This window comes from Hymenobacter sp. HD11105 (assembly GCF_054051685.1).
This window is the reverse complement of sequence record NZ_JBSWBR010000008.1, coordinates 113,017-125,017: the sequence shown is the minus strand read 5'-3', so window position 1 is coordinate 125,017 and position 12,001 is coordinate 113,017. Positions and strand designations below refer to the sequence as shown.

General features: G+C 59.1%; 11 protein-coding genes and 1 pseudogene. 4 read left to right on the top strand and 8 right to left on the bottom strand.

Annotated features, from left to right (window positions below):
- Window positions 1-117: 117 nt before the first annotated feature.
- Both ACW9KT_RS19110 and ACW9KT_RS19105 read left to right on the top strand, forming a co-directional pair.
- Window positions 118-726, top strand: coding sequence for a hypothetical protein (locus tag ACW9KT_RS19110; RefSeq protein WP_457083366.1), 609 nt, complete (start codon window positions 118-120; stop codon window positions 724-726).
- A 67-nt stretch (window positions 727-793) separates the two neighbouring features.
- Complete coding sequence (locus ACW9KT_RS19105; protein ID WP_457083364.1) at window positions 794-1,372, top strand: hypothetical protein; 579 nt, start codon at window positions 794-796, stop codon at window positions 1,370-1,372.
- Window positions 1,373-1,788: 416 nt separating this feature from the next.
- Here ACW9KT_RS19105 and ACW9KT_RS19100 read toward each other — a convergent pair whose 3' ends face one another.
- Both ACW9KT_RS19100 and ACW9KT_RS19095 read right to left on the bottom strand, forming a co-directional pair.
- Complete coding sequence (locus tag ACW9KT_RS19100; RefSeq protein WP_457083362.1) at window positions 1,789-2,145, bottom strand: hypothetical protein; 357 nt, start codon at window positions 2,143-2,145, stop codon at window positions 1,789-1,791.
- A gap of 251 nt (window positions 2,146-2,396) precedes the next feature.
- Window positions 2,397-2,672: a hypothetical protein gene (locus ACW9KT_RS19095; RefSeq protein WP_457083360.1), complete on the bottom strand. Its 276-nt coding sequence runs from the start codon at window positions 2,670-2,672 to the stop codon at window positions 2,397-2,399.
- A 438-nt stretch (window positions 2,673-3,110) separates the two neighbouring features.
- Between ACW9KT_RS19095 and ACW9KT_RS19090 the strand changes: the two are divergent.
- Window positions 3,111-3,637 (top strand): annotated as a pseudogene (locus ACW9KT_RS19090) (DUF6273 domain-containing protein).
- Between the two features lie 339 nt (window positions 3,638-3,976).
- On the opposite strand, the gene ACW9KT_RS19085 reads toward ACW9KT_RS19090, so the two are convergent.
- The 5 genes from ACW9KT_RS19085 to ACW9KT_RS19065 all read right to left on the bottom strand — a co-directional run bounded on the left by ACW9KT_RS19085 (window position 3,977) and on the right by ACW9KT_RS19065 (window position 8,080).
- A complete protein-coding gene (locus ACW9KT_RS19085) occupies window positions 3,977-4,696 on the bottom strand; it encodes a hypothetical protein (protein WP_457083358.1) in 720 nt (239 codons plus the stop codon).
- 89 nt (window positions 4,697-4,785) lie between these two features.
- Window positions 4,786-5,553, bottom strand: coding sequence for a DUF4097 family beta strand repeat-containing protein (locus ACW9KT_RS19080; RefSeq protein ID WP_457083356.1), 768 nt, complete (start codon window positions 5,551-5,553; stop codon window positions 4,786-4,788).
- A 140-nt stretch (window positions 5,554-5,693) separates the two neighbouring features.
- Window positions 5,694-6,542 carry a zf-HC2 domain-containing protein gene (locus ACW9KT_RS19075; protein WP_457083354.1) on the bottom strand — a complete coding sequence of 283 codons (849 nt, stop codon included), beginning with the start codon at window positions 6,540-6,542 and terminating at the stop codon, window positions 5,694-5,696.
- A 5-nt stretch (window positions 6,543-6,547) separates the two neighbouring features.
- Window positions 6,548-7,087, bottom strand: a complete 540-nt coding sequence (locus ACW9KT_RS19070; RefSeq protein ID WP_457083352.1) for an RNA polymerase sigma factor — start codon at window positions 7,085-7,087, stop codon at window positions 6,548-6,550.
- A gap of 426 nt (window positions 7,088-7,513) precedes the next feature.
- On the bottom strand, window positions 7,514-8,080 hold the full coding sequence (locus ACW9KT_RS19065) for a DUF4256 domain-containing protein (RefSeq protein WP_457083350.1): 567 nt from the start codon (window positions 8,078-8,080) through the stop codon (window positions 7,514-7,516).
- A gap of 694 nt (window positions 8,081-8,774) precedes the next feature.
- Here ACW9KT_RS19065 and ACW9KT_RS19060 point away from each other — a divergent pair.
- Window positions 8,775-9,773, top strand: coding sequence for a tyrosine-type recombinase/integrase (locus tag ACW9KT_RS19060; protein WP_457083348.1), 999 nt, complete (start codon window positions 8,775-8,777; stop codon window positions 9,771-9,773).
- Window positions 9,774-10,609: 836 nt separating this feature from the next.
- Here ACW9KT_RS19060 and ACW9KT_RS19055 read toward each other — a convergent pair.
- The gene (locus ACW9KT_RS19055) at window positions 10,610-11,572 is read right to left on the bottom strand and encodes a tyrosine-type recombinase/integrase (protein ID WP_457083346.1); all 963 of its coding nucleotides are present in this window, start codon (window positions 11,570-11,572) and stop codon (window positions 10,610-10,612) included.
- Between the last annotated feature and the right edge of the window lie 429 nt (window positions 11,573-12,001).

The window sequence follows — 12,001 nt, the reverse complement described above, 5'->3', positions numbered from 1 at the left end:
CAGCAAGCCGTTCATCACGCAAAGTAATCAGTACGTTCCGGGGATAATATAGTGTCCCTATCTAGCGGTATTTCGCTATTTTGGTCTTCGTTACTTCTCTCTCCTGAGCCTAAGCCGATGGACAAGCGCGACATGTGGTTGGGGCTGCTGGCTATGGCCAGTGCCTGTTACACGGAGCAGAGCCGCCTGGACAGCTCCACCAATCTAATCTCCGGTCCTAAGAATCAGCTGCACGTGCTCACGCTCGAGGTGCCGGGCACGTGCGCGCAGGCGCGGCGGCGCATCGAGGCCCGGGGGGTGTCGTCTGCCCCGGAGGATGGGCTACTACTGATGCAGGTGATGCAGTGCCAAAACCTCGAGGCCAACGCGGCCACCCCCGAGCAGGCCATACTTACTGTCGTCACGTTTCGGGAAGTGGCCCGCACCGAGCTAGGTGATCACTTGCAGGTGGAGGTCCGGGTGAACTATACCCCCTTGCAGTTTACCCCCCAGACCATCGAGGCGGCCGCGCACCAATTGGTGCAGTTAGCCCGGCTGGATCCGGCGATAGATCCGGACTCAGTCTTGGTGCGCAGTGCGCTGGGGACCCACTCATTGAAAGCGTATTTAGAAGCAGTCAAGTCGCGGACTCCCGTGCTCGTGCTGCTGCCCAAACCCGTGCAGGGGCATACCCTGACGCCGGCCTTGTACGCGGCGGCCTTTACGCGGTTCCAGGAAGTGCCGTAGGCTCCTGCTCCTGTCTGCCCCGGGCGTGGAACGGGGCTCGTCAGCTTCTTCACTCACTACGCGTTTTATGCCCACGTTTCGTCAATGGTTTGCGCACAGTGTCTTGGTCGGCCCTTACCCTACCCCAGGTGAGCTCGAAGGGGACGGCCGGCTGACCCCCTACGACGTTTTGATCAATGTGAGTGATCAATATCAGGCGCCAATGGCACAGACGCTGCTGACCCGCGGCCAGGCCGCGCACTGGTTTCCGCTGGGCGAGTTCTGGGGGCTGAGTTTGAGTAGTATCTACGGGGCCCTGTTTATTCTATGGCAGGCCGAACAAGCGCAGCAGCGGGTGTACTTGCACTGCCACGCGGGCGTGAACCGCAGCCAGACCGTGGCCGACGCCTACTATTTTCTGCGCACGGGCAAGCACCGCCCCCGCCGGGCCTGGGCCAAGGGGCCAGCCACGCGCAACGCCTTGCAGCGCAACTGCGACAACCATGCCCTGCCTTCCCTGCCGGAGATGGAGGCTTGGCTGCGGGCCATAGGGTACGCCGTGGCGCATCCGCAGCGCGGTTGGCTGGATGCATGTCACGAGCAGGTCGGCTTGCCCAACCTCTATGCCGCCCCCAGCCCACTGCGGGATAGGTCAGAAAAGGGGTGACTCGCGTAACGGAGGGAAAGGACAACCAGCCCGGCCGTCTGCCGCCACTTCCGCTGGTCGCTGGAACTGAGAGTTCCCTCATAGCCAATGCCAAAGCAGGCGTGGGCCGCTAGCTCAAAAAGTTATCGGTTTCGGGCCCTACAGCTATTGGCAGGTGAGTAAGCCCCATACGCTCGCCAGCGTGGTTCAACAAGCCGGTTCCGAAACAAAAGACCCCTGCGCTTTCTGGCCCTAGCTTTCTGACCTGTCTTATGGAGGGCATTATGTCATACCCCCCTTGGTGAGCAGAGCTGCTTTATAGGGTTTGATACGATTTACTTATCAGACCTTATTCAACGCCAAATGGTATGGTTAGTTTGAAGCAGGAGACGGTGAAAGAGCCCGTTAAACCCCGTTTTGGCCTTTCCCCTTCCCCCTCACCCTTCCCGGCTAATCCCATAGCTGAACCGGGCAACGGGACGGCCAGCCGCATCATAGACCCTGGTCTGATGATCCAGCACGAAGGTTGCCTTTACTTGTTTGTCGACCCACAGCTCGGCATCTATCCGGTTGTGGGGCCCCAGGCCCCACCGCGGATCGCTGCTTACCCGCTGAAAGCTGAGCGTTAAGAAAACGCTGTCGCCCGGTTCAACCTGGACGCCGTTGCCGGGACGGATGACCCTTATATCGTAAAACACGGGCTCCGTGGCTAGGTGCTCCCGCACGGTCTGCCCGCGCCGCTTCACGTAAATATCCCCTTGGGCCCCTAACTCGTGTGCCGCCGTTCCTTGCAAGAGGAACGCAACGTTGAAGGTAGGAGCGGGCTCATTCCCACTACAGTTCAAAAAGAACCCACAGGGTAGGAGAAGCAAAGCTTGCCGTCGGTAACTTGTCATGTGAAGAGAAACGAGAATAGGACAGAATAAAAGGAGCAAGAAGGACAGTAAGGCAATAGCCCTGATTAAGGATAAAGTGGGTCGCCGATGGTAATTACACCACGCTAGGCAAGCAGGTGGAAATGGTAAGAGCTGCCTTGCTGGTTGACTTATTTGGAGAAGGTATAAGTAGTTACCGCCAAGCAGTCCGCGTTGCCCGCGCCCGTCCCATTACAGTAGTACTGTTGTTTAGGCGCATAGACCATTCGGTGCTCACTCAATTCTTGAATGGTGATGGTATAGGGAAATTCGCCTGCTCGCTGACCGGAGAGCACGTTTCCTTTCTTTTGGTAGGGGAGGGTGGCTATCTTACCATTGCTGTCATAAAAGTTGATTTCCTTTTTGCTGATGATAATCTTATTGGTAAAAGGCACGGGAAAAGTCATAGAAGAGGTATCGCTCTGCCCAGAGGAATACCGGTTATAGCCTTTCCATTTATTTATATACCACTCTCCCTCTAACTCTTTAGGAGAAACATAGTCAGCGCCACACGCAGCGAGGCCGAGAGCGAAGACGAAAAACAGCACAGTAGACGACGCATACAGAGAGTCAGCTATACCAGTTAAGTTATATAAGGTAAAACTCAGCTAGCGAAGAGAGTGCCAACCATGCCCTGCCTCACAGCGGCGGTGTCCTTTCTCCTAGTCCTTTAGGCTTTCCACGTACTCAATAGCTTGTTCGGGAACCCGTACCAGCTGATGCTCGACTTTTCATTACCTTGTTGACCCACTCGGAAAACCTTCCGCGTAGCGCCCTCGCTGGCAGCGCACACGGCCCATAGCCACCATGAGAAAAGGCGATATGCTCCCCTTTGGACCCTACCAGTGGCGGGTGCTGACCCGGCAGGACCACCGGGCCCTGCTCATCACCGAGGACATCCTCGACTTACGCTGGTATCACCACTCGTTTCTCAACGTTACCTCAACCAGGAATTTTACCAAACCTTCAGGCCCGACGAGCAGGCCCAAATTCTGCTGGTCACGAACTCTAATCCCGCCAACCCCTGGTTTCGCACGCCCGGGGGGCCGGCGACCAAAGACCGCCTTTTTTGCTCAACCTGGAGGAGGTGTGCACCTATTTCGGCAATAGCCGTTCTCGGCTATACACGAAAGGTTCTCAAACCTGGCAGTTGGACGACGAGCACAACGTCCATCGCCAAGCCACCTATCAGGGGCAGGTCCACTCGTGGCGGTTGCGCTCGCCCGGCTACTACGGGCGCACGGCGGCAAGTGTGAGCGCGACGGGGGCGGTTTACGTGCGGGGCCCGGGATGGGGGTGGGCTGCGGCCTGCGCTATGGCTCCAGCAAGAACCGTAAGCTCTACAGGCGAAGCAAATAGAGACCTAACCTAATCTCCTGTCCATTTCTTCTAACCTTTGGGTATCATAATTCTTCCTCACAATACCCAAGTTGGTCTGCTTACTCATCGCTATCTTTTTTCAGGATAGGTTCCGATAGCTTTCAACGGAAGGTACCTATCCTTTGCTTAAGCTAGGGACTGATACTACCCTTAAACTGCTCTTTGCTAGCTACGTTGAAAGGCGCTTTGTTTTTGGAAGGGTAAGGGTTAATGACCTACACCTTGTCGAACCTATAAACCATTGACAACGAACAGAGTAGTCGGATCGAAGTGGCCTAACCCGTTAGGCAAAAGCGGCCCTTCCAATGACTGCCCTTCGGAGAAGGGGTTCTTAGGGCTGCTGGCGGAAAAACACGTCTCCGCTGAAGGACTCGAGCTTTACGCCCGGGCCGCTGCGGCCGAGTTTGCCGTGCGCCTCTTGGCCCATGGGCGAGTCGGTCGGGCGAGTATCCAGGACTAGGTCTGGGGTGCTATACACCTTGCCGTTGGCGCTGGTGAGGGATACCTCCGCGCCATGGGCCGCCGGCCAGCTCACGTCCACAAAGCCGCTCAATGACTTGGCCACCAGCGGTCCGCGCAGGCCCTTCACCTCAATGTTGCCATTCAACGTTTCTATCCTTACCGCAGCCCCGGCGGGCACGACGATCTCGTAGTCGACGTGGGGAAAAATGCAATAGGCGCCGCGGCCGTTTTTGTCGGCTTCATTCACCAACATGGTCGAGCCCTGGCCCTCGCGGCAGTGGGCCTCCGGGCTCTGGCCGAGCAGCTTCTCATCGAAGGCCGCCTGAACCTTGACTACGTCGCCCGTCGTGTTCAAGGTCAGCAGTAGGGCGTCGTTGAGCTTATTGTTGTTGATGTTAACGCTCGCTTTTACGGCTACTTCCTGACCGCTGCCGCCGGTGAGACGGATGGTGACCGCCTGGGGCAACTCTAGCACCAGGCGTTGATTAGGGCTCAGGGGGGCTTTTTTCTCGATAATTTTTTGGGCGTGGGTGGGGCCAGAGCCCAGCAGGGAGGCAACGAGGGCCCCCAGGAGCAGGTAGAGTTTCATGCTAAAGTTGGTAAAAGGGTGAGTTGAGAAGCCCGGAGCGGTGCGTTGGTGTTCTTGAGAGGTAGTGAATGAGCAACTCGCCCTTCGCTTTACTTGGCTTTGCGCAGAAAAATATTGCCCCCCAGGGCCTGGATCGACACGTTGGTGCCGCCCCCGTTCACTGCGCCGCCCACCACCTGACCGCCCAGGCGGCGCAGGCCGCCCGCCTCTTTGCCCAGAGCGATGTCAAAGTCGGTGTACACATCACCCGACATAGTGCGCAGCTCCAGCGTCGTCTTGCTGCGGGCGGGCATGGTCACGTCGATATCACCGCCGAGGTTGGAGATGGCACTGGGTGCTTTGCCAATGGCGGTATAGCGCACCGTTATGTTGCCGGCGAGCAGACTGACGACCACGCCGCCGCTCATATTCAGGAGCTCCACGTTGCCGTTCTGCATATTCACTTCCACGTCGCCGAGCAGATCGGTAACCTTCAGCCCCCCGGCACCCAAGGGCTGTTGGTGGAAGACCACCGCCAGCTGGCGCGGAACCCGAATCACGTAGTCCGTATCCTTGCGGGATGCCTGCACGATGCGCACGGCGTTGTCTTTCTGGGTGACCGAGAGGCCGATGCGCGTGTTGTCTTCGCCCGCGAACACGGCTCGCAAGCCTTCGGCCTGCTTGGGTGCGGGCTCGAAGCCATTGCCCGCGATCAGTATTTCGTTACCGTTGTAGCCTTCCAGCTTTACCTGGCCGCTGCGCATCTCCAGCACAACTTTTGTCGGGTTGCCGGCGAGCTTGAGCCGGTAGTCTTGGGCCCACAACGCGGGCCCAAGCGCCAGCAAGTAAAGCAAAGTGAGCAGGAGGGTCTTGATCATGACAAAGGAAGTTGAGGAGAGAAAAAGCCGGACCCGCCCGCAACGGCGACTTCCGGGGGGCATTTTCAGCCCTGGTTCGCTAAGAAAATGAAAACGTAGGGGGTGACAGGCGATAAAAACAGGTAGGCTGTGCCGGCGCTTTAGATTAGCAGCCCCAAGCCCGATTTGGCTTGCTGCCGCACCAGAGGCAGCGCATCGGGGCGCTGGGCGAGGCGCTCCAGCTCGGGCACGGCCCGCTGCTCGCGCAGGTCGACTAGCAGCTCAATAAGCAGGATCTGCACGTAGGGGTCGGTTTGAATGGGGAGGGACTGCAGAAATGCTTCTCCGACCCGGGGGTCGGCGCGGAGGCGAAAGAGGGCCTTGCCGGCGGCCAGGCGCACGTTCGCATTGGGGTCAAAATTCAGGGTGTTGATCAACACTTGCACCACCGGATCGTCCTTGCCCTGAGCTTCCCCCGCCAGCTCACTTACCAGCTGAATGCGGGCGCTGGCCGATAAGGTGGGCGCCGTGGGATCACTCGTCAAGGCGTGCAGGCGCGGGGGCGAAACCTCCGCGTTTACCCTCGTCCGGACGGATACGTCCGCTGATAGGGGCCGCCATAGGTTGCCCAGCACCAGGCCGACGGCCAGCAGCACCCCACTGGCCGCGATGCGCAGCCACCAAGTGCCGGCCGCCACCGCCGGGGCGGGTTGGAGCGGCACCATGTGAGCCTCCGCGGCGGCCGTGGACGGCTGGTTTACGCGGGCTTTTTCCTGGGCCAGCAAGGTCAGTAGGTTAGCGCGCAGGCCCGGCGGGGACGTTACTTTTTCCACCGTCGCCAATTCTCCGATTAAGGCTTGCACCTGGGCGACGCGCTCCTGGCAGCGGGGGCAGTGGGTAAGGTGAGCTGCCATCCGGGTCGTATGCTCCGGGGGCAGGGTGTGCCGGGCATAGTCTACCAGCAGGTCGGCGACGTCCAGACATTCGGAGGGGTTGGATGCGTTAGGCATAGTGGTTAGTTGAAGTAGAGGGCGCGCAGGGCTTGCAGGGCCCGGTGCGCTTTTACTTTGGCGGCCCCGGCGGTGCCGCCCAGCAACTCGGCAATTTCCTCGTAGCTGAAACCCTGCAGGTGGTGCAGCACCAGGATTTCGCGCTGGGGTGGGGCTAGTAGCGCCAGGGCTTCGTGCAGCTCCTGCTGGCGGTCCTGCGCGGCCATCAGGGTGAAGGCAGCCCCACCGAAGGCTCCCTGCCGCTCGACCTCGACCACATCCGTCGTGCGCATCTTTTGGCTGCGCTGCCAGTGGTAGACGTGCACGTTGCGGGCCAGCTGGTAGAGCCAGGGCCGGAAGGGCTGCCCGGGCCGGTAGCTGGCCCGGTACTTGAGCAGGCGCTCAAACACGGTTTGGGTCAGGTCCTGGCTGGTTTCGTAGTCGCTGGTGAGGCGGTAGAAAAAGTTGAACAGGGGCTCTTGGTAACGCTCCAGCAAGGGCACCAGCTGATCGAGGTCGTCGGCCTTGATCGCGGCCATGAGCTCGTCGTCGCTTTGAGTGTCCACCGGGAGGAAATGGGGGTTAGTATACAGGGAATATCAACCCCGGGGCCATTGGTTACACGGGTTAATAACTATTTTTTTCAGCGGCCTAAAAAAGTGCCCAAACGCGCTACGAGTTGAGACTTTGTACTTAATGGGATCGAAGGCAGGGAAACCTTCCCTCATCCCTGGAAGGTGAAAACCACCTAGCAAGATGACTTTTTCAGGGCCGCAGAGGGAGTGATAAGTGACGACTTGCTGGGCCCTGCAACTACTTTGAATAAGGACTGATAAGGTTGTCCCCCTATTTCCTGGCTTGCAAAACAATCTCACTCGGCGCCGGCTGCCGAAAGGGCGAGCACCCCCCGGAAAATTGGTCCAACCTTGCTTATCTGCCAGTACTTGTTCTGGTTTCGGTTTACCCAAGGGGGCCGTTGCCCCTTTCTGGCCTTATACCCGGAGCGCGCCCCGGAACCCCCGGGCTCCATAGTACGCCTCGGCCCCATTGTGATACACAAAAACCTGGTCGTAGCGACGGTCCCCGAAGAGGGCCCCGCCCAGAGCACGAATCGGCGCCGGCGTCAGCAGCCAGCTCGAGGTTTTCAAATCGAATGCGCCCAGTTGCTGCAGCTCCCGGTACTGAGCTTCGCTTAGCAGCTCAATGCCCAGGGCCGCGGCTATGGCCAGCGCGCTGGTTTTGGGTTTATGGTCTTTTCTAGCCTCCCACGCCTGCTGGTCGTAACACACACTGCGGCGGCCAGGAGGCGATTCGGCCGAGCAATCCACGAACAGGTACTGGCCGGTCTTGGCCTCATAGCCCACCACGTCCGGCTCTCCCCCCGTCGTTTCCATGGCCTGCAGGACCCACAGCTTGGCTGGATCCGCTGCCAGCCGCGCATGCAGCTTGTTCCATTCCAGGCCGGGATGGCGGTGACGGTGTTGCTCGAACCGGGCGTGCAGGGTGCCCAGTAGGGTGGCCTGTTCGGTGAGGGTCAACTCCTTTGGCTGGCTGCTCATAAGGTTTCTATCGGTCAGGTGGTTATTGCCTGCATATCCGCCGGCTGGCTGCCGGCTTTTCGCCTTTGCTTTACTACGCTACCTTTTTGCCCTCCTATGCGAGCAGCAGCACCTTCCCCCAGAACTACTTGCTAGAGCGCCTGACACCTGACCCGAAGGAAACGGGCAGCGCGCTTGGGGTCCAGAGGAAGCTAGCTTAAACTTCTTGTCCAAGAACCAGTAAGGTAGGCATAAGGACGGCGATTTTCTACCCCTTTGGGTAGGCGACCTGTTAGGCGTCAAGCGACAGCCCGGCCGCCCTGGGATTACCATAACGCTGACCCGGTGATAGTTTAATTACACCAGACAGTTCGCTAAGTCCAGTTAGCTATTAGGTCACGTTCAAACACTAACGCGATTGGTAGGCAGTTGGTCATTATGCTGCTCTGGTTAAGCGTTGCCGAAAGAGTCAATAATGAATTGACCTTTTTTAGGTTATGATAGAACAAAAACTGTAAATAGTATTATGTAAAATAAATTTATCTTTCTCCATAATTACCCTCGATAAGCCTTACTTATCGAGGGTAATTATATTATCTTTCCCACGGCGTTTAGTATAAATCTTTTCTTATGTTACTCGTCACCCGAAAGGTGGTCTTTGTATGCTTCGAGGACACCTATATAATAAGGAGTAGCTCATCGCTGGAATTTGCTTATGCTGGACAACGATTCATCTAACCTCAACCACTTCCCGGAAGTGACCCATCAAGCCATTGGGGCCGCGCGCAGCATCGATGACTACGCCGCCTCGGCCGCCCGCTACGTCACTACTGGGCAGCAAGGCGCGCTCAATACTCAGCGCGCCTACGCCGGCGATTGGCGTCGCTTCTCCTTGTGGTGCCAGGACCACGGTCGCGCGGCCCTGCCGGCCGAGGTTACCACCCTGGCCGCCTTTGTCACCTCCCTGGCCGAAGCGGGCAAGAAGGTGGCCACTATCCAGCGCCACTGCGCGGCCATCAGCAAAGCCCACCAGCTAGCCAAACTCCCCCCGCCCACGGACGACCGGCAGTTCAAGGACCTCATGGAGGGCATCAGCCGGGAGAAAGGCGTGCGCCAGCACCAGGCCCCGGCCTTCACCCTGGCCTACTTCAAGCGGGTGGTGCAGAGCATCAGCCTTGAACGCCCAGACGGGGTACGGGACCGGGCCCTGCTCCTGCTGGGCCTGGCGGGCGCCTTTCGCCGCGACGAGCTGGCCAAGGTGGATCTGCAGCATTTGCACTTCGACGCCGACGGGCTCATCGTCGATTTGACGCACAGCAAAACCAACCAGAAAGGCGAGGCCGAGGAGAAAGCCATCTTCTTCTCACCCGACCGGCGCACCTGCCCCGTGCGGGCCGTGCAGGACTGGGTCACCTACCTCACGGAGCACGGGCGCAGCGAGGGACCCTTGTTCGTGTCCTTTCACAAGGGCCAGCGCCTAAGCCGGCGGCGCCTGAGCACCTTTAGCTTAAACGAGATCGTGCAGTTGCGGCTAGGGGCGCCCTACACGGCCCACTCGCTGCGGGCCTCCTTTGTGACCATTGCCAAGCTCAACGGGGTGGACGACAGCAAGATCATGAACCAGACCAAGCACAAGACCACGGACATGATTCGCCGCTACACCCGTCTCGATAACGTGCGCCAGCATAACGCCGCCCAGGAGCTGGGCCTCTAGGGTTGACGCTATCGGTTTGCTTCATTATCCATCCCTTCCGTAACAAGCCTTATCTGGCTCATCTTCTTCCACCCGTTACCGGCGCCCTACCGGTAAAAGAATAGCCCGTCCAACACCAGCAACGCTGACTCTCCCGCCGGCTTCCTGCATTTTGTTTATGACCACCGCGCTCTTACCACCCGACTAAGCCCATTTTCTCGCGGTGTTCGTGGCCAACGAGGTGCTGCGCCACCCCACGGATTAGCCTACCATTGGCCTGATGCTGTGCAGAACGCACAACTGAGTCGTAGCCGAGTACGCCCTGCGCGGGCTGAGCCAGCCCATTAGTGTGGCCGAGTGGCAGCTCAGCCGCGCCCTACCCCCTAAGCTGCAACCTAACCTGCCGACCACCGAAGAGCTGGATGCCGTCCTGGGGTCACCAACGCCCTAACGGGCGCAGCCTGACGCGTTTCCCCGATACAAGGGGATGTAACTGAAGGCCGCCGCTCTCGTCGAGGAGGGCAAAGTGCTTGCGGTCCGTCGTGGCCAGAGCCGCAATGAAAGGATTTTTGCTGGAATAAATCTGGTCAGCAGGGGCAGTGTGATCAACACGGCCATAATCGGGCGACCTAGGGCGAACGCCTGCTCCCGGAGTTGGCCAAGACCCTGCGAAGCCGGGGCGTTTCCGGGCTCTCACTGACCAATCGGAAGCTGTGTTTTACCAAATATATTCGACGCTACTAGTCACTCAAGCAGCTGGATTGGCCTTGCCGCAGACTGGTCAGACACTGTCTAACCAGTCTGCGTGCACCCTTCCCAATGCAGCAGTTCTTTGCCAAGCCCCCTTCGCTAGTTTATTATAAGCCCAACTTTTGGGCGGCATTGTGCTGGCGCACGTTGTCGAGGCGGGTGTAGCGGCGGATCATGGCGCTGGTCTTGTGCTTGGTCTGGTTCATGACCTCCGCGTCATCCGCGCCCGCCAGCTTGGCCACCGTCACAAAGGAGGCGCGCAGGGAATGAGCCGAGTACTTCCCGCCCAGGTAGCGCTGCACAATCAAATTCAGGTGCTTGTCCGTGAGCCGGCGCCCAGTGAGCCGGCTGTTTTTGCGCAGCGAGACGAACAGCGGCCCCTGGGTCCGCCCCAGCACTTTTACCCAAGTCTGCAGGGAGCGGATGGGACAAAGGACCAACTCCGGGGAATAGAAGATGGCCTTCTCCTCGTGCTCGCCCAGTTGGTTGGTCTTGCTCTTCTTCAAGTCAATCAGCAACCCTTCCTCGGCAAAGCTCAGGTCCTCGATGTTCAGGGCCGCCAGTTCGGAGCGGCGAAAAGCTCCCGAGAAGCCCAAGAGCAGAATCACCTTGTCCCGCTGGCCGGCCACCGTGGTGGCGTCGATGCTTTTGACGATGCGCTTGAAGGCGGCCAGGGTAAAGGCCGGGGCCTGGTGCTGGCGCACGCCCTTGATGCGGCTGATGCCCTCGAGTAAGACCTTGAACTGCTTATCATCCGTGGGCGAGTCCAGCCCGCGCAGGGCGTGGGCCTTAGCCACGGCCGCGCAGTGGCGCTGAATGGTGGCCACCTTCTTGCCCGCTTCGGCCAGGTGGGTCACAAAGCCCGCCAGGGTGTCTACTGAGGCGGGCAGGGGCGCCAAGCCGTGGGCAGCGCACCAGGCGCCGAAGCGCTGCAGATCGCCTGCGTAGGCTTTGACTGTGTTGGCCGCCCCCCTTAAGCCCGCCTCCACGTAGCGGGCCGTGTGCTCGGATAGCTCGGCCAAGGAAGGCAAGGCGCGGCTGGTGGGAGCAAGTACGGAGAGTGGCTTCATGGAACGCTGTAAATTAAGGAGTAGCCGAGCCGAAAAATGGCTGCTCCGCCAAGGTAAGCATAAGGTCCGATAACAACCCGCTATCGTCGCAACCCGGCCGGTTTGCATCGCTCCTGTTTCGGGATCGTTAGTTTGTAAAAAGGGGACCAGAATCTATTAGCGGCTTGGACCCACCGTTGCCGTTCAAGTTCGTCGGCTCGGAGCTCGTGAATCCTGCTTGCTGGAGCTGACCGGTTCCAGTCATGATCAATCTACTCCCGTATAGGCCCGATAACTGCCTGCTGGGATAGCGGAAACAGCCGCCTGGCCCGCCCTCCTGGGAGACTAGTAGCGCCACAGCGCAACCAGCGGCCCGTCCCCGTCCGCAGATTAAGCCGCTGTTTTTCTGGCCCCTGTTATCCCTTAGCGCCTGCTGCGCCGCTATGTTCC

Bases quoted from the DNA above. Each gene is read 5' to 3' on its own strand.
- ACW9KT_RS19085 (WP_457083358.1), bottom strand. From the start codon at position 4,696: ATGAAACTCTACCTGCTCCTGGGGGCCCTCGTTGCCTCCCTGCTGGGC.
- ACW9KT_RS19060 (WP_457083348.1), top strand. From the start codon at position 8,775: ATGCTGGACAACGATTCATCTAACCTCAACCACTTCCCGGAAGTGACC.
- ACW9KT_RS19095 (WP_457083360.1), bottom strand. From the start codon at position 2,672: ATGACTTTTCCCGTGCCTTTTACCAATAAGATTATCATCAGCAAAAAG.
- ACW9KT_RS19105 (WP_457083364.1), top strand. From the start codon at position 794: ATGCCCACGTTTCGTCAATGGTTTGCGCACAGTGTCTTGGTCGGCCCT.
- ACW9KT_RS19065 (WP_457083350.1), bottom strand. From the start codon at position 8,080: ATGAGCAGCCAGCCAAAGGAGTTGACCCTCACCGAACAGGCCACCCTA.
- ACW9KT_RS19110 (WP_457083366.1), top strand. From the start codon at position 118: ATGGACAAGCGCGACATGTGGTTGGGGCTGCTGGCTATGGCCAGTGCC.
- ACW9KT_RS19055 (WP_457083346.1), bottom strand. From the start codon at position 11,572: ATGAAGCCACTCTCCGTACTTGCTCCCACCAGCCGCGCCTTGCCTTCC.
- ACW9KT_RS19080 (WP_457083356.1), bottom strand. From the start codon at position 5,553: ATGATCAAGACCCTCCTGCTCACTTTGCTTTACTTGCTGGCGCTTGGG.
- ACW9KT_RS19075 (WP_457083354.1), bottom strand. From the start codon at position 6,542: ATGCCTAACGCATCCAACCCCTCCGAATGTCTGGACGTCGCCGACCTG.